Origin of the sequence: Streptantibioticus silvisoli (assembly GCF_027947535.2) — a bacterium.
GTDB lineage: Bacteria > Actinomycetota > Actinomycetes > Streptomycetales > Streptomycetaceae > Streptantibioticus_C > Streptantibioticus_C silvisoli.
The window spans coordinates 155594-175817 of record NZ_JAAGKO020000008.1 but is presented as its reverse complement, the minus strand read 5'-3'; the positions used below and the strand labels follow the sequence as shown (position 1 = coordinate 175817).

The 20224-nt window shown below is 73.3% G+C and carries 13 protein-coding genes and 2 pseudogenes; 2 read left to right on the top strand and 13 right to left on the bottom strand.

What is annotated here, in order from left to right:
• Nucleotides 1-19: 19 nt before the first annotated feature.
• Nucleotides 20-415 carry a cupin domain-containing protein gene (locus POF43_RS08810; protein ID WP_271325842.1) on the bottom strand — a complete coding sequence of 132 codons (396 nt, stop codon included), beginning with the start codon at nucleotides 413-415 and terminating at the stop codon, nucleotides 20-22.
• Nucleotides 416-466: 51 nt separating this feature from the next.
• Between POF43_RS08810 and POF43_RS08805 the strand changes: the two are divergent.
• Nucleotides 467-1456 (top strand): annotated as a pseudogene (locus POF43_RS08805) (GlxA family transcriptional regulator); the annotation flags it as partial.
• A gap of 382 nt (nucleotides 1457-1838) precedes the next feature.
• Here POF43_RS08805 and POF43_RS08800 read toward each other — a convergent pair.
• The 6 genes and pseudogenes from POF43_RS08800 to POF43_RS08775 form a co-directional block, all read right to left on the bottom strand.
• Complete coding sequence (locus POF43_RS08800; protein WP_271325908.1) at nucleotides 1839-2174, bottom strand: hypothetical protein; 336 nt, start codon at nucleotides 2172-2174, stop codon at nucleotides 1839-1841.
• On the bottom strand, nucleotides 2171-3055 hold the full coding sequence (locus POF43_RS08795; RefSeq protein ID WP_271317987.1) for an isocitrate lyase/PEP mutase family protein: 885 nt from the start codon (nucleotides 3053-3055) through the stop codon (nucleotides 2171-2173). Before POF43_RS08795 ends, POF43_RS08800 begins: the two co-directional genes overlap by 4 nt.
• Nucleotides 3056-3451: 396 nt before the next feature.
• Nucleotides 3452-5566: an ATP-binding SpoIIE family protein phosphatase gene (locus POF43_RS08790; RefSeq protein WP_271314777.1), complete on the bottom strand. Its 2115-nt coding sequence runs from the start codon at nucleotides 5564-5566 to the stop codon at nucleotides 3452-3454.
• Nucleotides 5567-5707: 141 nt separating this feature from the next.
• A pseudogene (locus POF43_RS08785) lies at nucleotides 5708-6115 on the bottom strand (DUF6114 domain-containing protein); the annotation flags it as partial.
• Nucleotides 6116-6307: 192 nt separating this feature from the next.
• A complete protein-coding gene (locus POF43_RS08780; protein WP_271314776.1) occupies nucleotides 6308-6928 on the bottom strand; it encodes a DUF6230 family protein in 621 nt (206 codons plus the stop codon).
• Between the two features lie 152 nt (nucleotides 6929-7080).
• Nucleotides 7081-7779: a TetR/AcrR family transcriptional regulator gene (locus POF43_RS08775; protein ID WP_271314775.1), complete on the bottom strand. Its 699-nt coding sequence runs from the start codon at nucleotides 7777-7779 to the stop codon at nucleotides 7081-7083.
• Nucleotides 7780-8440: 661 nt separating this feature from the next.
• Between POF43_RS08775 and POF43_RS08770 the strand changes: the two genes are divergently transcribed.
• On the top strand, nucleotides 8441-9112 hold the full coding sequence (locus tag POF43_RS08770) for a Tat pathway signal sequence domain protein (RefSeq protein ID WP_271314774.1): 672 nt from the start codon (nucleotides 8441-8443) through the stop codon (nucleotides 9110-9112).
• Nucleotides 9113-9207: 95 nt separating this feature from the next.
• Here the strand turns inward: POF43_RS08770 and serA are convergent, their stop codons facing one another.
• From serA to POF43_RS08740, 6 genes are all read right to left on the bottom strand, one after another.
• On the bottom strand, nucleotides 9208-10812 hold the full coding sequence (gene serA, locus POF43_RS08765) for a phosphoglycerate dehydrogenase (protein ID WP_271314773.1): 1605 nt from the start codon (nucleotides 10810-10812) through the stop codon (nucleotides 9208-9210).
• Nucleotides 10813-11075: 263 nt separating this feature from the next.
• Nucleotides 11076-12074 carry a ketol-acid reductoisomerase gene (ilvC, locus tag POF43_RS08760; protein WP_271314772.1) on the bottom strand — a complete coding sequence of 333 codons (999 nt, stop codon included), beginning with the start codon at nucleotides 12072-12074 and terminating at the stop codon, nucleotides 11076-11078.
• A 95-nt stretch (nucleotides 12075-12169) separates the two neighbouring features.
• Nucleotides 12170-12697: an acetolactate synthase small subunit gene (ilvN, locus tag POF43_RS08755; RefSeq protein ID WP_271314771.1), complete on the bottom strand. Its 528-nt coding sequence runs from the start codon at nucleotides 12695-12697 to the stop codon at nucleotides 12170-12172.
• 35 nt (nucleotides 12698-12732) lie between these two features.
• Nucleotides 12733-14574 carry an acetolactate synthase large subunit gene (locus tag POF43_RS08750; RefSeq protein ID WP_271323592.1) on the bottom strand — a complete coding sequence of 614 codons (1842 nt, stop codon included), beginning with the start codon at nucleotides 14572-14574 and terminating at the stop codon, nucleotides 12733-12735.
• A 220-nt stretch (nucleotides 14575-14794) separates the two neighbouring features.
• A complete protein-coding gene (locus tag POF43_RS08745) occupies nucleotides 14795-18007 on the bottom strand; it encodes a putative bifunctional diguanylate cyclase/phosphodiesterase (protein WP_282704491.1) in 3213 nt (1070 codons plus the stop codon).
• A 1203-nt stretch (nucleotides 18008-19210) separates the two neighbouring features.
• Nucleotides 19211-20170 (bottom strand): 2-hydroxyacid dehydrogenase, encoded by a 960-nt coding sequence (locus tag POF43_RS08740; RefSeq protein ID WP_271325689.1) that lies wholly within the window; start codon nucleotides 20168-20170, stop codon nucleotides 19211-19213.
• Nucleotides 20171-20224 lie beyond the last annotated feature (54 nt).

Sequence of the window (20224 nt, the reverse complement as noted above, 5' to 3'; positions counted from 1 at the left end):
ACCCGCAGCGCGTGATCCGTCACAGCCGCAGCGCGTGGCCCGTCGTCACGTCCACGTGGGCGGGGACGTCGTCGTGGCGGTCGCCGACGGTGGAGGTGCCGGTGCGTTCGACCATCAGGATCGCGGCGCCTTCGGGGGCGTGCGGCTTGTGCGGGGTGCCGCGCGGGACGGTGAAGACGTCGCCCCGGGCCAGCCGCACGGTGCGCTCCCCCGCCGGTTCGCGCAGCGAGATGCGCAGGGCGCCGTCCAGCACGAGGAAGAACTCGTCGGTGTCGTCGTGGACGTGCCAGACGTGCTCGCCGGCGACCTTGGCGACGCGGACGCCGTAGTCGTTGACGCGGGTGACCAGTCGGGGGCTCCACAGGGCGTCGAAGGAGGCCAGCGCTTCGCCGAGGGCGATGGGTTCGTTGCTCACCGGTCCACCTTCGCCGGTCCTTCCGGGCGGGGTAAGTGCTAGGAATGGCGGATGGCGCAAGAATCCTCGCAGGCGGTTACCCGACCCGGTGCGCACCGGGTCGTGGTGATCGTGGACGAGAACTCCAACCCGTTCGAACTCGGCTGCGCGACCGAGGTATTCGGGCTGCGCAGGCCCGAACTCGGCCGTGATCTCTACGACTTCCGGCTCTGCTCGGCCACGCCGCGCACGCTGATGCGGGACGGGTTCTTCACGCTGACCGGGGTGGCCGGCCTGGAGGCGGCCGACACGGCGGACACGCTGATCGTCCCCAACCGGCCGGACACCGAGGTGCCGCGCCGCCCGGCCGTACTGGCGGCGGTCCGGCGGGCGCACGCGCGCGGGGCCCGGCTGCTGGGGCTGTGCAGCGGCGCCTTCACGCTGGCCGAGGCCGGGGTACTGGACGGCCGCCGGGCCACCGCGCACTGGCAGTGGGCCGACTCCTTCCGGGCCCGGTTCCCCGCCGTGCGCCTGGAGACCGACGTGCTCTTCGTGGACGACGGCGACATCCTCACCGCCGCGGGCAGCGCCGCCGCGCTCGACCTCGGGCTGCACGTGGTCCGCCGCGACCACGGCGCCGAAGTGGCCGCCTCGGTCAGCCGCCGCCTGGTCTTCGCCGCCCACCGGGACGGCGGCCAGCGCCAGTTCGTGGAACGCCCGGTGCCCGACCTGCCCGACGAGTCGCTGGCGCCGGTACTGGCCTGGGCGCAGGAACACCTGGACTCGCCGCTGACGGTGGCCGGCCTGGCGGCCCGCGCCGGGGTCAGCCCGGCGACGCTGCACCGCCGCTTCCGCGCCCAGCTCGGCACGACGCCGCTGGCCTGGCTGACCGGTGAACGCCTCACGCAGGCCCGCCGGTTGCTCGAACGCGGCACGTGCGGCGTCGACCTCGTCGCCCGGCACAGCGGCCTGGGCACCGCGGCCAACCTGCGTACCCTGCTGCGCCGCGAGACCGGACTGACCCCGTCGGCCTACCGGCACCGCTTCGGACCGGGATCGGCGGCGGGGACGGCTTCGACCTCGGGGTCGGAGCCGCGGTCAGGCTCAAGGGCGGCATCGGAGGCAACGTCAGAGGGAAGCCGCAGCCACCCGCCGCACCGCGTTAACGGTGACCCCGCAGGCGTTCACCGCGCCGCAGGCGTTCACCGCACCGGAGGCGTCCGCACGGAACCGCGGCCACCCGCCGCACCGCGGCAACGATGACCCCGCAGGCGTTCACCGCACCGGAGGCGTTCGCGGCGCCGCGGCCGGCCACCGCGCCGGGATACCGCCCCCGCCGCACCCCCTCGCCGCACCCCGTCGCCCCTGACGCCGGAGGCCGCGCCGGGCGGGGAGGACGCGGGACGCGTCGTCGACCGCGCCGGCGACCGGCCCCCGTGCGTCGCTACTCCGCCTGGGTGGCCGTGCCGACCGGGGCCGTGGCGGTCGCCGGGGAATCGGAGACGGAGACCTCCGCGCCGTCGTGATCGCTGCCGGCGGTGCCGGAGCCGAGCTGCTGGTTGAGGGTGCGGTCGACCTCCAGCCAGGAGTCGGCGTGCGAGTTGTCGATCAGCGAGAAGGCGGCGCCGCGCGACTCGGTGGCCGGCGGGGAGTCGTCGTTGGCGTACGAGATCCCACCGGTGCCGCCGAGCAGCAGGCCGGCGCCGGTCGTCACCAGCAGCGCCCGGCAGGCGTACCGCCGCACCGCACCGCGCGGCGGGCGGCCCGTGGGCCCGCTCATGAACCGGCGCTGGCCGGCGCCGGGGCGCTGACGCGGGCCGTGGGCGGGTGGTGCCGGCTGATGTTGCGTTCCAGCAGTTCGGTGGAGGCCCGCACGCCGACGCCGCCGTCGCCGACCTCGGGGAGCCGGCCGTCGGCGAACTTCAGCTCGGCCAGCGCGGTGTCGATCGCGGTGTGCGCGGCGAACAGGCACGGGGTGCTGTAGATCGCCACGTCGACGCCGAGGTCGGTGAGCTCGGTCAGCGAGATGCGCGGTGACTTGCCGCCGGCGATCTGGTTGAACAGCAGCGGCTTGTCGCCGATGACGTCGCGCACCCGGCGGATCCACTCCAGGCTGCGCACCCCGTCGACCAGCACGACGTCGGCGTCGGTGGCGGCCAGGGCGGCGGCCCGGCGCAGGATCTCCGACTCCTCCGTCGCGTCGGTGCGGGCGACGACCAGCAGGTCCTCGCGGGTCTCCAGGACGAGCTGGAGCTTGTCGAGGTACTCCTCCAGCGGCAGGATCTGCTTGCCGTCGGCGTGTCCGCAGCGGCGGGGGCGCTTCTGGTCCTCCAGGATGACGCCGGAGGCGCCGGCCCGTTCCACCTGCTGGACGACGTGGCAGGCGACCTCGGGGTCGACGTAGCCGTCGTCGATGTCGACCAGCAGGTGGTGGCCGGGGAAGGCCATGCGCAGCCGCTGGACGAACGCGACCATGTCCGGCCAGGCGATGTAGCCGATGTCGGGCAGGCCGTAGTGCGAGGCGGCGAAGCCGAATCCGGAGACGAAGAATCCCTCGTAGTGCTGCGCCGCGATGGACGCGGAATACATGTCGTAAATTCCGATGAGCGGAGTGGTGCGCTCGGCGGAGATGTCGGCGCGCAGGGCACGTCCGTATTCCATTTACTCTCCCTTGGGTTTTCGGCATCGCGAAGTCACCTGACAACAGGCCCTCTTGACCCGTTGCCAGGTCAATGGTGCCAGATGAACCCAAGAAAGCTAAAGGAAACGGTAAAGACTTCGCTAAGTCATATGAACCTCACGCCGTGACCTTGACGCGCGGAAAAGCCCCGGAAACACCGGCGGAATACGCTCGCCGGTGGGAGATCCGCCACCGCGCGGGCCGCCCGCCGGGAATCCGCCACCAGGATTGCCGTCGCGCCGGAAACACCGCGCCACCGGACGTCCGCCCCGCACGCCCCGCACGCGCCCCCGGACGTCCGCCCCGCACGCGCCCCCGCACGCCCCATCCCCGCACGCCCGCCCCGGACCCCGGCTCCCCGTTGCGCCGACCGCCCCCTACACCGGCGGGGTCAGCGACAGCTCGGACCAGATGGTCTTGCCCTGCGGGTCGTGCCGGGTGCCCCAGCGGTCGGTGAGCTGGGCGACGATGAACAGCCCGCGGCCGCCCTCGTCGAGGGTGCGGGCGCGGCGCAGGTGCGGGGCGGTGCTGCTGCCGTCGGAGACCTCGCAGATGAGGGTCTTCTCCCGGATCAGGCGCAGCTGGACGGGGGCCTCGCCGTAGCGGACCGCGTTGGTGACCAGCTCGCTGACCACGAGTTCCGTGGTGAACGCGATGGCCTCCAGTCCCCAGGCGGCCAGCTGGGAGGTGGCCAGGTCGCGGGCCCGGCCGACGGAGGCGGGCTCGGCGGCCAGGTCCCAGGTGGCGACGTGCTGGGCGTCGAGCGCCCGGGTGCGGGCCAGCAGCAGGGCGATGTCGTCGGTCTGCTGGTCGTCGAGCAGGCTGGCGAGGACCGCGTCGCAGGTGGCCTCCAGGGACGGGCCGGCGCCGGACAGCGCGTGGCGCAGCCGGTCGAGGCCCTCGTCCATCTCCCGGCGGCGGGACTCGACCAGGCCGTTGGTGTAGAGCGCCAGCAGGGAACCCTCGGCGAGTTCCAGCTCCCGGGATTCGAACGGCAGGCTGCCCAGGCCCAGCGGCGGTCCGGCGGGCAGGTCGACGAAGGCGGTGGTGCCGTCCGGGGCGACCAGCACCGGCGGCGGGTGGCCGGCCCGGGCCAGGGTGCAGCGGCGGGAGACCGGGTCGTAGACGGCGTACAGGCAGGTGGCACCGGTCTCGCCGGCCGGCAGCGGGTCGAGGGGGGCGCCGCACTCGTCCTGGCCGGGATCGGTCTCGGTGCCGAGCCGGGTGACGACGTCGTCGAGGTGGGTGAGCAGTTCGTCGGGGGGGAGGTCGATGTCGGCCAGCGTGCGCACCGCGGCGCGCAGCCGGCCCATGGTGGCGGAGGCGTGCATGCCGTGCCCGACGACGTCGCCGACCACCAGGGCGACCCGGGCGCCGGACAGCGGGATCACGTCGAACCAGTCGCCGCCCACGCCCGCCTCGCTGCCGGCCGGCAGGTAGCGGCTGGCGGCCTCCACGGCGGCGTTCCTGGGCAGGCCGCGCGGCATGAGGCTGCGCTGGAGGGTCAGGGAGCGGTGGTGTTCACGGGTGTAGCGGTGGGCGTTGTCCAGGCACACCGAGGCGCGGGAGGTGATCTCCTCGGCGAGCAGCAGGTCGTCGTCGTCGAACGGCTCGGGGCGGCGGTGGCGGATGAAGACCGCGACGCCCAGCGTGGCGCCGCGGGCCCGCAGCGGGATGGTGATGCCGGAGTGCAGGCCGAAGTCCTCGACCTTGGCGGCCCGGCGCGGGTCCTGCGCCAGCCACTCGACCACCTCGGCGTCCCGCAGCAGCTGGCCGGCCCTGATGGGGGTGCCGGCGGCGAGGCTGCGGGCGGGTACCGAGATCGGCGGGTACACGTCGGCCTCGCCGAGGTCGAGCACCGCCTCCGGTGAGCTGTCCAGCACCGAGGTGTGCGCCACCCGGCGCAGTCGGACCGCTCCTTCGAAGGGGCCGGGTTCCGGGTCGTCGCCGGACAGCACCCAGTCGAACAGGTCGACGGTGACGAAGTCGGCGAACCGCGGGGTGGCCACGTCGGCCAGTTCCCGGGCGGTGCGCACCACGTCCAAGGTGGTGCCGACCCCGGCGGTGGCCTGGCCGAGCAGCGCCAGCCGGTCGCGGGCGACCATCAGCCGGACCAGCCGCTCCTCGCGTTCCAGCCGCACCCGGCACACCAGCACCCCGACGACGGAGGCCAGCAGGACCGCGACCAGCACCACCACCCGGCCGCCGTCGGTGAGGTGGTCGATGACGACGCCGTAGACGCAGCCGGACACCACCAGGTTGACCACCGAGATCAGCAGGCTCTGGCGCATCGGCAGCAGCGCGCCGGCGACCACCGGCGTCAGCACCGAGTAGCCGGACCACCGCAGCAGGCCACCCTCGCCGAAGTCGATCTGGACGAAGGTGGCCAGCGCGATCCATCCGAGCAGCAGGACGGTGACATGCCGCACGCTCAGCCGAACGGAGACCACAGCCACCTCCCGCAACCGCTCTGCCTTCAGCGTCGCATACATGCGGGGCGGTACTCATGTCGTGGCGAACCGGGATCTACACGGCGTGTCGTCCGTACGCCGCCGGGACCTGCCCGACAACGCGGCGTACGGACGCCTTCGTGACGTACACGGCGGCATCCCGTCCGCCCGCCCGCGGCGGCGTCACGGGCGGGCGTCCGCGGCGGCCGCGCGGCGGGCCCGGCGGCGGCGCAGCGGGCCGGTGCGGGGTTCCTGGTCGGGCACCCAGCCGAAGGTCAGGCAGGCGCCGAGGATGCCGAGCAGCAGGCCGGCGAAGAACCCGCCGAGGTTGGACGTCACCCAGCTGCCCAGGGCCAGCAGCACGCCCAGGACGGAGTAGAACATCCGCTGGGCCGGGTTGACGATCGTCAGCACGCCGCACACCACCAGGACCGCCGGGATGAGGTAGCCGGTCAGGCCCTGCATGCCGATGTGCACCACGACGCCGATGGACGCCTTCTCGGTGACCAGGATCTCGGCGCCGCCGAGTGTCATGAGCAGGCCGCCGGCGAAGGGCCGCCGGCCGCGCCACGTCCTGAAGGCACCGGCCGGCCGGGACGGCGGCGCGGGGTCGGCCGGCGGGGCGGCGAACGCGTCGCGTGACGGGTCGCCGGACGCTTCGGGCGCCGGAGCGGCCGGCCACCGGGCGGACGGTTCCCGGGGCGCCGGCGGGGCGGGGAACCGGCCGTCGGCCGGTTCCCCTTCCGGCGCGTCTCCTGGAACGGGGTCGCGCGAGACCATGGGTCAGCAGCCCTTGCTGTTGAAACTCATGTGGAGGCCGGGGAGCGTGAACGCGGCAGCCGTGGTGGCGTAGTTGACCTGCCGCAGGTTGTTGATGGTGACGGTGTCGGCCTGCTGGCCGAAGACGCCGGACGGCCCCTTGGAGTCGCCCTTGGTGAAGGTGGAGGCGTCGCCGCCGATCTCGATGTTCTTGAACGACGCGTCGCCGGCGATCGTCGAGGAGTCGGTGACCAGGTCGTGCGCGGCGACCAGTTTGCTGCCGCCGCCGGCGTGGATCACCAGGTCGACCCCGCCCAGGTCCACGCTCTGGCACAGGTTCGCCAGGGTGGCGTCCTTGATCGCGGAGACCATGACGAGTTCCTGGCCGCCGGTGTCGCCCGCGTTCGGGCTGTTGGGGGCCATGTTGTCCAGGCCGCCGTACTGCTCGAACCCGGTGCCCTGCAGCTGGGTGGCGGTGACGGTGAACGGCATGCCCGAGATGGAGAACTGGGCGGCTATCGCGCCCTGCGCGGTCAGGACGACCAGCGCGGCGGCGGCCGCCGCGGCCGGCACGCCCATCAGCGCGGTCCGGCGCAACCGGACCCGTCCTCTGCGGGCGGGAACGGACGGGGTGGACGGTGCCATGGCGACTCCCTGATGAGGCTGATCACTACAACGAGCTCTTCCAGCGCGTTGCCCTGGCGCGGACAGCGATGGCGGACGCGGATCCCGGGCGCCGACGTCCCTGGCAGGGGACCCGGCGCGCGTGGCGGACGTCACGTTCGCGTATCGCAGTGTTACCCAGGGGTAGCGGCTGGGTCAACCCGCTTGTGAATAAACGGTGTTGACGTCGCGTCGATCACGGGACGGTCCGGCGTGGCGCAGCGCAGCGCGACGTGGGCGACCGGCGTCTCGACCGCCGCCACCTGGGCCGCGGCGGCCACGCCGAGGAACGGCGCGAGCACGTAGTAGGTGAGGGTGGGCAGCAGTTCCGGCAACTCGCGCGTGCGGCCTTCGTCCACCCACCGGTGCAGGGCCGTATACGCTCCGCCCACCGCGCAGGCCACCAGTTCGTCGTGCGGAACCGGCAGCGGGCGGGTCGGCGCGTCGGCGAAGAACGGGTGGAATCGAGCCAGTAAACGGTCCCGCTCGTGCCGCCCGGCCGGGCCGACCGCGTCGGCCTCCACCACCGCGGTGACCGCGAAGGCCGGCGCGGAGGCCAGGATCGCCAGCATGGTGGCCAGCCCGCGGCGCATCGCGGCCGGCCAGTCCGGACCGCCGGCGAAGGACTCCCGCATGGCCCGCAGCAGCAGGTCGGTGCCGTGCCGGTGGGCCACGACGAAGGCGTCCTCCTTGCCGTCGAACAGCTCGTAGAACACCGGCCGGGTCACCCCGGCGGCCGCGCAGATGTCGCTGACCCGCGCCCGGGCGTACCCCTTGTCCGCGACCGTGCGTACCAGGCCGTCCAGCAGCCGTTCCCGCTGGGTGGCGGCCACTTCCTCCGGCGAGGCGCGGCGCGGTCCGCGGCGGATGGAACGTTCCGGGTCACGGCCCGGCCGCGTGCCGGGAAGGAGCAACAGGGGCCCGGGCGGAGGGGTTTCCTTCATGTCTGACTTCTTCCCGCGTGCTTGACGCTGAATACCCGTGGGGTTTACAACTCTCGCAGGTTTCCCAATGTTTCGGGACTGTTGCGCAACCGCGGTGGTGGCAGCCGCCGTTGTCCCGAACCGCCGTTCCGGGCACGTGGCGCCGCGCTCCGGCACGGTGGCCGTGCCACGCGCGTCTACAGGTCCCGTCGCCCGCTCCCGGTGCCCGCCCCGGCACCGGGGCGTCCCAGGGCGTCCAGCCGCCGCCTCCCGCCGGAGGAGAAGCCGTCAGGCCGGCGGCGGCTGTGTACCTCCGCACGAGGTTCCGCCCGACCGCCCCAGGCACCACGCGTCCGCCGCGCCGCCGTACCGCGGCCCGCCCGCGGCAGGCACGCCGCACCTCCAGCACGGCGTGCCTGCCGCACGGCGCAGGTCCCGAACGGCGCACCTTCAACACGGCACACCTTCAGCACAGCGCATCTCCCGCACGGCGCACGTCAGCAACGCCCGCACGTCAGCACCACGGTGAAACGCACCATGCCCTTGAACCTGTCGATGGAATGAGGCACTCATGCGTACTCGCACCAGCCTGATCGTCGCCGCCGCCGCTGCCGCCCTCGCGTTCGGCGCGGTCGTCCCCGCCTCCGCCGCCGTCCACCCCGACACCTCCGCCGTGCTGACCACCGGCAGTGCCGGCGGAACCGCCGCCGCGGTCAACGACGTGCTGGCCGGCTCGGTCGCCTCCGGCAGCAAGGCGACCTTCTACTCCTCCGCCACCGGCACCACCGGTGTCTCCTGCGCCGCCTCGGCGTTCAGCGCCAAGGTCGTCACCAATCCGACCGCGCCCGGCTCCGCCACCGAGTCGCTGACCGCGCAGAGCTTCAGCAGCTGCACCTCCAACGTGGTCGGCGTCTCCGGCGTGCAGAGCGTCACCGTCAACGCGCTGCCCTACAACACCAAGGTCGCCGACACCTCCGGCGACCCGGTCACCGTGTCGCCGCCGACCGGCTCGATCCAGACCACCGTGGTCCTCAACACCCTGCTGGGCACCACCACCTGCGTCTACACCAGCCCGTCGATCACCGGCGCCGCCAGCAACACCGACAACTCGCTCACCTTCACCAACCAGCACTTCACCAAGTCCAGCGGCTCCAGCCTGTGCTTCAGCGACGCGTACTTCAGCGTCAAGTACGCGCCCCTGACCGACACCACCAAGGGCGGCGCCAAGCTCTTCGTCAACTGACGTCCGCCACCCGTCGGTCACCGTGAAAAAGGCCGGTGGCCCGCCGCGCAGCGCACGCGGCGGGCCACCGGCCCCGCACCACCCGGCGTACCGGGTCAGTCCACCAGGTTGACCGCGCGGGCCGACGTGGCGCCGATCTCCTGAGCGATCTCGGCCAGCACCGGCACCGGGATGGAGTCGTCCACGGTGAGCGCCACCAGCGCGTCGCCGCCCTCGGCGGTCCGCGCCACCTGCATGCCGGCGATGTTGATGCCGGCCTCGCCCAGGATCCGGCCGAGGGTGCCGACCACGCCGGGCCGGTCGCCGTACCGCAGGAACGCCATGTGGTCGTTGAGGACGAGGTCCACCTCGAACTCACCGACGGCGACGATCTTCAGGATGTGCTTGGGGCCGGACAGGGTGCCGGAGACCGACACCTCGTCACCGCTGGCCAGCGTGCCGGAGACCGTCACCAGGTTGCGGTGCTCGGGCGACTCGGAGCTGGTGGTGAGCCGGACCTCGATGCCGCGCTCCTGCGCGAACAGCGGCGCGTTGACGTAGGAGACCGTCTCGGCCACCACGTCCTCGAACACCCCCTTGAGGGTGGACAGTTCGAGCACCTTGACGTCGTGCTGGGTGATCTCGCCGCGTACCTCGACGTCGAGGCGGACCGCGACCTCGCCGGCCAGCGCGGTGAAGATCCGGCCCAGCTTCTCCGCCAGCGGCAGACCGGGGCGCACGTCCTCGGCGATCACGCCGCCCTGCACGTTGACCGCGTCCGGCACCAGTTCGCCGGCCAGCGCCAGGCGCACCGAACGGGCCACCGAGATGCCGGCCTTCTCCTGCGCCTCACCGGTGGAGGCGCCCAGGTGCGGGGTGGCCACCACCGAGTCGAACTCGAACAGCGGGGAGTCGGTGCACGGCTCGGAGCTGAAGACGTCCAGGCCCGCACCCGCGACCCGGCCCTCCTTCAGCGCGCTGGCCAGCGCCGCCTCGTCCACGATGCCACCGCGCGCCGCGTTGACGATCCGCACCGACGGCTTGACCTTGTGCAGCGCCTCGTCGCCGATCAGGCCGAGCGTCTCGGGCGTCTTGGGCAGGTGGACGGTGATGAAGTCGGCGACCTCCAGCAGCTCGTCCAGCGTCAGCAGCTTGACGCCCATCTGCGCGGCGCGGGCCGGCTGGACGTAGGGGTCGTACGCCACGATCTTCATGCCGAACGCGGACATCCGCTGCGCCACCAGCACGCCGATGCGGCCCAGGCCCACGACGCCCAGGGTCTTCTCGGCCAGTTCGACGCCGGTGTACTTGTTCCGCTTCCACTCGCCCTGCTTCAGCGAGGCGTTGGCCTGCGGGATGTTGCGGGCGACGGAGACCAGCAGACCGCAGGCCAGTTCGGCGGCGGTCACGATGTTGGACGTGGGGGCGTTGACCACCATGACGCCGGCCTTGGTGGCGGTGGGCACGTCCACGTTGTCCAGGCCGACCCCGGCGCGGGCGACGACCCGCAGACGGGGGGCGGCGGCGATGGCCTCGGCGTCCACCTTGGTGGCACTGCGGACCAGGATGGCGTCCACGTCGACGATGGCGGACAGCAGTTCGGCCCGGTCCGCCCCGTTGCAGTGCCGGATCTCGAAGTCGGGGCCGAGCGCGTCGACAGTGGCCGGCGACAGCTCTTCCGCGATGAGGACGACAGGTTTGTGGGAAGAAGCGTTGCTCACGTGATCCTCGCTTGCCTACGTGGACGGCCGGTCCCGTGCGGCCGTTCCAGGGAGGGCAGAATGGCATGCCGCGTGGAAGACGCACGACGTTGTGAGCCTGACGCGCTTGTGCGTGCAGTGTATCGGCGATACGCGGCCTGTCCTGGCGCTCACCGGAAAATCACCCGGGCGAGGGAGGAACGGACCGCGGCAGCCCGGTCCGGACCGCGGCCGGGCCGCCCGACAGGGGCGGAACGGCCGCGGACCGCGGACCGGACGGTGTGTCACGCCTCGTCGTCGACCCAGCTCATCAGCTTGCGCAGCTTGCGGCCGGTGGTCTCCAGCAGGTGGTCGCCGTCGGCCTTCTTGTACTCGTTGTACTTCGGCAGGCCGGCGTTGTACTCGTTCATCCAGTTGGTGGCGAAGGTGCCGTCCTGGATCTCACCGAGGATCTTCTTCATCTCGGCCTTGGTGCCGTCGTTGACGACCCGCGGGCCGGAGACGTAGTCGCCCCACTCGGCGGTCTCCGAGATCGACCAGCGCATCTTCTCCAGGCCGCCCTCGTACATGAGGTCGACGATGAGCTTCAGCTCGTGCAGGCACTCGAAGTAGGCGATCTCCGGCTGGTAACCGGCCTCGACCAGGGTCTCGAAACCCGCCTTGACCAGCGAGGTGGCGCCACCGCACAGCACGGCCTGCTCACCGAACAGGTCGGTCTCGGTCTCCTCGGTGAACGTCGTCTTGATGACGCCGGCCCGGGTGCCGCCGATGCCCTTGGCGTACGACAGGGCCAGGGCGAACGCGCCGCCGGTGGCGTCCTGTTCGACGGCCACGATGCACGGCACGCCGCGGCCCTCCTCGTACTGGCGGCGCACCAGGTGGCCGGGGCCCTTGGGGGCGACCATGCACACGTCGATGTTGGCCGACGGCTTGATGAAGTCGAAGCGGATGTTGAACCCGTGGCCGAAGAAGATGGCGTCGCCGTCCTTGAGGTTGTCCTTGACGGACTCCTCGTAGACCTTCGACTGGATGGGGTCCGGCACCAGGATCATGATGACGTCGGCCTCGGCCGACGCCTCGGCCGCGGTGACGACCCGCAGGCCCTGCTCCTCGGCCTTGACCCGCGACTTCGAGCCCTCGGGCAGACCGACGCGCACGTCGACGCCGGAGTCGCGCAGCGACAGCGCGTGGGCGTGGCCCTGGCTGCCGTAGCCGAGGACCGCCACCTTGCGGCCCTGGATGATGGACAGGTCGGCGTCGTCGTCGTAGAAGAGCTCGGCCACTGGGGTTGTCTCCTTGGTTCGGGTTGTGCTGCCACCGTACGCCGGGCGGCCGGTGGGTGGATTCACGGTCTCGCGATGCGGGCGGGCGTGCGGCGTCAGGCCGAACGGTCCAGGGCGCGCAGCGAGCGGTCGGTGATGGATCGGGCGCCGCGTCCGACGGCGATGGTGCCGGACTGGACGAGTTCCTTGATGCCGAACGGCTCCAGCATCTTCAGCAGCGCCTCCAGCTTCTCCGCGCCCCCGGTGGCCTCCACCGTGACCGCCTCCGGGGAGACGTCCACCGTCTTGGCCCGGAAGAGCGTGACGATCTCGGTGATCTGCGAGCGCGTGTCGTTGTCGGCGCGCACCTTCACCAGGACGAGTTCCCGCTGGACGGCGGAGGCCGGTTCGAGCTCGACGATCTTCAGCACGTTGACCAGCTTGTTCAGCTGCTTGGTCACCTGTTCCAGCGGAAGTTCGTCCACCACGTTGACGACGATGGTGATGCGGGAGATGTCGGGGTGCTCGGTGGTGCCGACCGCGAGCGAGTCGATGTTGAAGCCGCGGCGGGAGAACAGCGCGGTGATCCGGGCGAGGACGCCGGGCTTGTTCTCCACCAGGACGGACAGCGTGTGCTTGGACATGTTCGGGTTCCTCTTCGTCCTTCGTCCGCCGGGTCTCAGTCGTCCATGTCGCCGAAGTCCGGGCGCACCCCGCGGGCGGCCATGACCTCGTCGTTGGAGGTGCCGGCGGCGACCATCGGCCAGACCATGGCGTCCTCGTGGCAGATGAAGTCGACGACGACCGGGCGGTCGTTGATGGAGTTGGCCTTCTCGATGACCGCGTCGAGGTCGGCCGGGTCCTCGCAGCGGATGCCGACGCAGCCCATCGCCTCGGCGAGCTTGACGAAGTCCGGCACCCGGGTGCCGTTGGCCGGCTTGCCGTCGGTGCCGCGGCCGCTGCCCAGCACGGTGTTGGAGTACCGCTCGTTGTAGAACAGCGTCTGCCACTGCCGGACCATGCCCAGCGCGCCGTTGTTGATGATGGCGACCTTGACCGGGATGTCGTTGAGCGCGCAGGTGGCCAGTTCCTGATTGGTCATCTGGAAGCAGCCGTCGCCGTCGACCGCCCACACGGTGGTCTCCGGCCGGCCGGCCTTGGCGCCCATCGCGGCCGGGACCGCGTAGCCCATGGTCCCGGCGCCGCCGGAGTTCAGCCAGGTGTACGGCTTGTCGTAGGTGATGTACTGCGACGCCCACATCTGGTGCTGGCCGACGCCGGCCGCGAAGATCGTGTCCGCCGGGGCGAGTTCGCCGATGCGCTGGATGACCTGCTGCGGCGACAGGCTGCCGTCCTGCGGCAGGTCGTAGCCGAGCGGGTAGGTCTCGCGCCAGGAGTTGATCTGGGTCCACCAGTCGCCGTAGTCGCCGCGCCGGCCGGCCTCGTACTCGGCCTGGAGGGCGACGATCAGGTCGGCCAGCACCTCGCGGGCGTCGCCGACGATCGGCACGTCGGCGGCGCGGATCTTGCCGATCTCCGCCGGGTCGACGTCGGCGTGCACGATCTTGGCGTGCGGCGCGAAGGTGTCGACCCGGCCGGTGACCCGGTCGTCGAACCGGGCGCCGAGCGCGACCAGCAGGTCCGCCTTCTGCATCGCGGTGACCGCCGAGACCGCGCCGTGCATGCCGGGCATGCCGACGTGCTGGGGGTGGGTGTCGGGGAACGCGCCGAGCGCCATCAGCGTGGTGGCGACCGGGGCGCCGGTCAGCTCCGCCAGAATCCGCAGCTCCTCGGTGGCGTGCGCCTTCAGCACCCCGCCGCCGACGTACAGCACCGGGCGGCGCGACTGGACGATGAGCCGGGCGGCCTCGCGGATCTGCTTGGCGTGCGGCTTGGTGACCGGACGGTAGCCGGGCAGGTCGGTCTGCTGCGGCCAGCTGAACGTGGTCTGGGCCTGCAACGCGTCCTTGGCGATGTCGACCAGCACCGGGCCCGGGCGGCCGGTGGCGGCGATGTGGAAGGCCTCGGCGATGGTGCGCGGGATGTCGTCGGCGTTGGTGACCAGGAAGTTGTGCTTGGTGATCGGCATGGTGATGCCGACGATGTCCGCCTCCTGGAAGGCGTCGGTGCCGATGGACTTCGAGGCGACCTGGCCGGTGATGGCGACGATGGGCACCGAGTCCAGGTGGGCGTCGGCGATCGGGGTGACCAGGTTGGTGGCACCGGGACCCGAGGTGGCCATGCACACGCCCACCTTCCCGGTGGCCTGCGCGTAGCCGGTGGCCGCGTGGCCGGCGCCCTGCTCGTGGCGGACCAGGACGTGGCGCACCCGCTTGGAGTCGAACATCGGGTCGTAGGCGGGCAGGATCGCACCGCCCGGGATGCCGAACACCACCTCGGCGCCGACCTCCTCCAGCGAACGGATGAGGGACTTGGCACCCGTGACCTGTTCGGTGATGGGCTGCGGCGCCGCGCCGCGGGGCCTCGGCTGCGGATGGGCCCCGTTGGCCTGCTCGGTCATCTGCGTGTCTCTTCTCGAAAGAGGCCGCCCGGCTCGGGTCGCCGGGGGCGGGAGGTGCCAGTGCAACAAAAAACCCCTCGTGCCCAAGGGCAAGCGAGGGGAAGCGCGCCGGTGCTGTCAACGGGGCGGAGGAACGGGCCCCGGATCAGCCGACGCGCCGTCCAAGTACGAGAATTCGGGTGCGCATGGCATCGACCCTCCCTCCGGCACAAGGCCACTGTCAAGTCGGTGGGACGGGCGTCTCATGATGTGAACGCGGCGGGGGACCCGTCAACGGGTCGGGACCGGCGCCGCCGCCCTGCCGCACCGGCAGCACTCCGGCGCCGGCCGGGACCGTGGCGAGGTACGGCCGCGGCCCCACCGGATAGCCGCCGACCGCCAGGGTGCCGCGCAACCGGACGTCCTCCAGCGGTCCGGCGAACACCGCGCCGCGCCCGTGGGTGCAGCCGATCTCGCGCAGCGCCGCCGCCTGCTCCGGCCGGTCCACGCCGTCGGCCACCACCAGCAGCCCCAGGTCCCGGGCGATCCGCAGCAGCCCGGCGGTGATCTTGCGCAGCCGGGCGGACTCCGGCAGGGCGTCGGTCAGCGCCCGCTCCAGCGCCAGCACGTCCACCGGCAGCCGCCGCAGCGCCACCATGGCCGCGTACCCGGTGCCGAAGCCGCCCAGCGCGATCCGCGCCCCGGCCCGGCGCAGCGCCGTCAGCCGCCGCTCCAGCTCGTCCAGCGGCACGCCCGGGTCGTGGTCGGTCAGCTCCAGCACCAGAGCGCCGGGGGCCAGTTCGTGCCGGGCCAGCAGCGCCTCGACGCTGCGGGGCGGCAGATCGCGGTCCATCAGCCGCCGCACCGGAACCCGCACGGTGACCGGGATCCGGTGCCCGAGCCGGAAGCGGAGCGCCGCCTGCTCGACGGCCTCCTCCAGCGTCCACCGCAGCACCTCGGCCCGGTCGGGCGCGCCGTCCCCGCCCGCGGGGTCACGGGGTGCGAAGGCGTGCGGCGGCGCGAGGGCGTGCGGGTGGGCGGCGCCGTGCGGGAGGGCGGCGCCGTGCGGATACGTGTCCGGGTGCGGGGCGGCGGTGCCGGGCGGTACGGCGGCGTACGCGCCGGCGGTGTCCCGGGGGCCGCGGTACGGCGTGGGGACGCCGGGCGCCGCGGTGTACGGGGGGCCGGTGTCGCCGGGTGCCGGGTGCGGGGCGGCGGGGTGGTGCAGGGCGCGGTCGGATGCCCGGTCGGCGGCACCGTCGGCGGCCCGGTCGGCGGTGGCCGCGGTGGGGTGGCCGCCGGCCGAGGCGTGACCGGGGACGGGGTGCCCGGCGGCGGTGGCGGCCGGGTGCGGGGCGCGGGCACGGGTGGGGGATCGGGGCGCGACGCCGTCGGTGAAGCGCAGGAACTCCTCCGGCGTGAACAGCGCGCCCTGCGCCGACCGCCAGTGGGCGCTGGCGTGCACGCCCTCCACCGCGCCGGTGCGCAGGTCGACGACCGGCTGGTGGAGCAGGGTGAACTCGCCGTCCCGCAGGGCTCCGTGGACCCGGGTGGTGACCTCGGCGCGGCGGGCGGCGTCGGCGTGCAGCTGCGGCGCGTACAGCTCGACGCGGTTCTTGCCGCCGGACTTCGCCCGGTACATCGCCAGGTCCGCCTCGCGCATCAGCTCGGCGGAGGTACTGGCCGGGCCGGCGAAGGCGACGCCGATGCTGGCGGCGACCCGCACCTGGGTAGGCCCGGTGACGACGTACGGCTCGGACAGCGTCAGCCGCAGGCGTTCGGCGATCTCCCGTATCCGCCGCTCGCGCTGCCGCCGGTCGGTGGGGGCGCCCACGATCAGCGCCGCGAACTCGTCGCCGCCGAGCCGGGCGGCGGTGTCGCCGGCCCGGACCCCGGCCTGCAGGCGCCGGGCGGCCTGGATCAGCAGCTCGTCGCCGGCCTGGTGGCCGACGGTGTCGTTGACCGCCTTGAAGCCGTCGAGGTCGATGTAGAGCACCGCGGCCCCGCCGTCCTCGGCACGGCGGCCGTTCAGCGCCCGGGTGACGCGTTCGGTGAACAGGGCGCGGTTGGGCAGGTCGGTGAGCGGGTCGTGCGAGGCGTTGTGCTGCAACTGGGCCTGTAGCCGCACCCGTTCGGTGACGTCGCGGCTGTTGAAGATCAGACCGCCCTGGTAACGGGTGACGGAGGACTCGACGTTGAGCCAGCCGCGGTCGCCGGAGCGGATGCGGCACTCGATGCGGGTGGCCGGTTCGTCACCGCAGGGCGCGGCGAGGAACCGGCGCACCTCGTGCAGCACCCGGCCCAGGTCCTCGGGGTGGATGTGGGCGGCCAGTTCGGTGTCGACCATCGCGTCGGGGTCGCGGCCGTAGACGCCCTGGGCGGCCGGGCTGACGTACCGCAGGACGCCGGTGGGGGCGGCGATCATGATGACGTCGCTGGAGCTTTGGACCAGCGAGCGGAAGTGGTTCTCCTTGTGGGCCAGGGCCTGGGTCAGCGCGATGTTGTCGAGCAGCGTGAGGCCCTGGCGGACCACCAGGACCAGCGCCACCGTGCAGCCGGTGAAGATCACCACGCGGTCGACCCGCCGGCCGCCGAGCACGTCGTACAGGATGCCGAGGGTGCACACGGCCGCCGCGAGGTACGGCGTGAGGGCGCCCAGCGAGCCGCCGGTGGTGCTCTGCGGCCGCGGGCGCGGGCCCGTGGCGTTCTCGGCGGCGGCCCGCGCCCGCTCGCGGTGCCCGACCCAGGGGGCGTAGGCCAGCAGCATGCTGCCGGCGAACCAGCCGGCGTCCAGGATCTGGCCGGAGTGGTAGTGCTCGCGCAGCAGCGGCGAGGTGAACAGCGCGTCGCACAGCACGGTCAGCCCGAGCGCGCAGATCGCGGTGTTGACGGCGGAGCGGTTGGCGGCCGAGCGGCGGAAGTGCAGCGCCAGCACCATCGAGATGAGCATGATGTCCAGCACCGGGTAGGCCAGTGCCAGGGCGATCCGCGCGGTGCTGCGGCCGTCGAAGTCGGCGGCCCTGGACAGCGCCAGGCTCCAGGTGATGGTCAGCAGCGAGCCGCCGATCAGCCAGGCGTCCAGCGCGAGGCAGACCCAGCCGGTCCGGTTCACCGGCCGTTTGGCGAGCACCAGCAGGCCGATGATGGCGGGCGGGGCGAACATCAGGAAGCACAGGTCGGCGACCGAGGCGCGCGGCACCGGCTGCCGCAGCACCACCTCGTACCAGCCCCAGACGCCGTTGCCGGCCGAGACCATCGCCGACGACAGGGCGAACAGCACCCAGGCGGGCCGGTTGCGGCCGGAGACCGTGCGGGCGTACCACAGGCAGGACAGGCAGGCGGCCAGCGCGGCGGCGGCGAGCCCGAAGTCGCCCATGACCTGGGCCAGTCGGGAGGAGCCCCAGTCGAAGGCGGCACCGGTGGCGTATCCGCCGCACAGCAGGGCGACGATCATCTGCGGCACGGTGAGCGGCCGCCGCGGGGCCACCGCCGGCCGCTCGGCCGCGTCGGCCGGCCCGACGGGCCAGGCGAGCGCACCGCCGGCCACGGCGGGCGGCAGGGGCTCGGTCGGGGCCGCGGCAAGGGGCGTGGCCGGGGCCGGGGTCGGGGCGGGGACCGGCGGGGCCGGGGCCGCGGTCGGAGCCAGGGCCGTGGTCGGGGCCGGCGGCGGGGGCGTGGGCGGCGCGGTCTGCGGGGACGGCACCGCTTGCGCGGGCAACGTGGCCCGGGGGGCCGGTGCGGACGGCTCCGGTGTACGCGCGGGACGGCCGGTCAGGGGTCGGGGGTCCGGGCGGCGCGGGGGCAGCGGTGTGGTCACGGCGCCGCCCTGAGCCGTCGGGGGCGGGCGCCCCGGGGAGCCCGCGCGTCGCCCGGCCGGCCACCCGGGCGCCGTGCGCCGCCGGGGGCCCGGAAGTCTCTCGTCGGACCGCGCATCGTCGTCCTCCCCCTCGTGTCCCGAACGCTCCCGTCGTGAACCGTCCCGAACCCGTCTCAGTCCTTCGCCGAACCGTGCTCGGCCCGCCGGGAACCGGTTCCGCGCCCGTCGCCCACCCACCCGTGGTGACGAGGCGTTCCGGCCCTCCTTCGGGACGATACACCAGAGTGGTGACTCAGGGACATAGTTCGTCTACTCAGCGTAATCGAGCGGATGTTGGCGGATGCCGGACCCTCACGGAGGGGTGCGCGGGGAGAGTCCCGCTGGGCGGGGCAGGAGTTCGCTGGGCGGGTGGGGGCGGTGAGCCGGCGGGCGGTGAGTCGGTGGGCGGTGAGTCGGTGGGCGGTGAGTCGGTGGGCGGTGAGTCGGTGGGCGGTGAGCCGGTGAGCCGGCGGACGGCGGGCGGTGAGCCGGCGGACGGCGGGCGGTGAGCCGGCGGACGGCGGGCGGTGAGCCGGCGGACGGGACCGCCGTCCGGTGACCGCACGGAATCGGCCGCCCGGCCCGACAGCCGGCGCCACGCACGACGCCCCGAACCGCCACCGCACGACACCCGCACGGCACCCAGCAGCAGCACCCACCGGCACCCTGCGGAGCCCACGCACCCACCAGCACCCACCGGAGCCCGCGGCACCCTGCGGAGCCCACCGGCACCCATCAGCCCTCACCTGCCCCGGCGGAGCCCACGGCCCCCGGTGGAGCCCACCGCCCCTCGACGTCCGGTCAGCCCATCACGTTCTCCAGGGGCTCCCCCGCCGTCCAGCGGTTCAGCTGGGCGACGAGCAGGCGCTTGGCGCGCGGGAGGAACGCGGAGGTGTTGCCGCCCACGTGCGGGCTGATCAGGACGCCGGGGGCCCGCCAGAGCGGGTGGTCGGCGGGCAGCGGTTCCGGGTCGGTGACGTCGAGCGCGGCGCACAGCCGGCCCGAGGTGACCTCGGCGAGCAGGGCACCGGTGTCGACGACCGGGCCGCGGCCCACGTTGACCAGCAGCGCGCCGTCCTTCATGCGGGCCAGGAAGCCGGCGTCGGCGAGGTGCCGGGTGGTGTCGGTCAGCGGGGTGACCAGCACCACCACGTCGGCGCGCGGGAGCAGTTCGGGGAGTGCGGACAGCGCGTGCACCTCGCCGCGCGCCGTCTGCCGGGCGGAGCGCGCGACCCGCAGCACGTCGCACTCGAACGGCAGCACCCGCTCCTCGATGGCGGACCCCACCGAGCCGTGGCCGACGATCAGTACCGTGCGGTCGGCCAGCGCCCGGTAGCGGCCCGTACGCCACTCGCCGGCGTCCTGCCCCCGGGTGAAGTCCTGGAACCCGCGCAGGGAGGCGAGCATGAGGGCGACGGCGAGTTCGGCGGTGCTGGCGTCGTGCACCCCGCGGGCGTTGCACAGCACGGTGCCGTCGGGCAGGTGGCCGCTCAGGTGGTCGACGCCCGCGCTGAGCGTCTGGACCACCGCGGGGCGTGCGCCGGCGCGCAGCGGGCGCGTGACCTGCTCGGCGGGCAGCATGTACGGCGTGACGTAGAAGTCCAGCCCGGCCGGGTCGGCGGGGAACTCCTCCTCGCCGTCCCAGAAGTGGTACGCGGGGCCTTCGGGCAGGCCGGGGATCTCGGCGGGCGGGATCGGCAGCCAGACGGTCGCCGACCCGTTCGCCGGTCCCGCGGCGGGGTCAAGGATGGATTCGGCCATGTCAGGAGGCTATGCCCGATCCGGGCGGCAACCTCGGGCAGGGGGCAGGGCCCA

Bases quoted from the DNA above. Each gene is read 5' to 3' on its own strand.
- ilvN (WP_271314771.1), bottom strand. From the start codon at position 12,697: ATGTCCAAGCACACGCTGTCCGTCCTGGTGGAGAACAAGCCCGGCGTC.
- POF43_RS08745 (WP_282704491.1), bottom strand. From the start codon at position 18,007: ATGATCGTCGCCCTGCTGTGCGGCGGATACGCCACCGGTGCCGCCTTC.
- POF43_RS08750 (WP_271323592.1), bottom strand. From the start codon at position 14,574: ATGACCGAGCAGGCCAACGGGGCCCATCCGCAGCCGAGGCCCCGCGGC.
- POF43_RS08740 (WP_271325689.1), bottom strand. From the start codon at position 20,170: ATGGCCGAATCCATCCTTGACCCCGCCGCGGGACCGGCGAACGGGTCG.
- POF43_RS08800 (WP_271325908.1), bottom strand. From the start codon at position 2,174: ATGAGCGGGCCCACGGGCCGCCCGCCGCGCGGTGCGGTGCGGCGGTAC.
- POF43_RS08795 (WP_271317987.1), bottom strand. From the start codon at position 3,055: ATGGAATACGGACGTGCCCTGCGCGCCGACATCTCCGCCGAGCGCACC.
- POF43_RS08780 (WP_271314776.1), bottom strand. From the start codon at position 6,928: ATGGCACCGTCCACCCCGTCCGTTCCCGCCCGCAGAGGACGGGTCCGG.
- POF43_RS08770 (WP_271314774.1), top strand. From the start codon at position 8,441: ATGCGTACTCGCACCAGCCTGATCGTCGCCGCCGCCGCTGCCGCCCTC.
- POF43_RS08790 (WP_271314777.1), bottom strand. From the start codon at position 5,566: ATGTATGCGACGCTGAAGGCAGAGCGGTTGCGGGAGGTGGCTGTGGTC.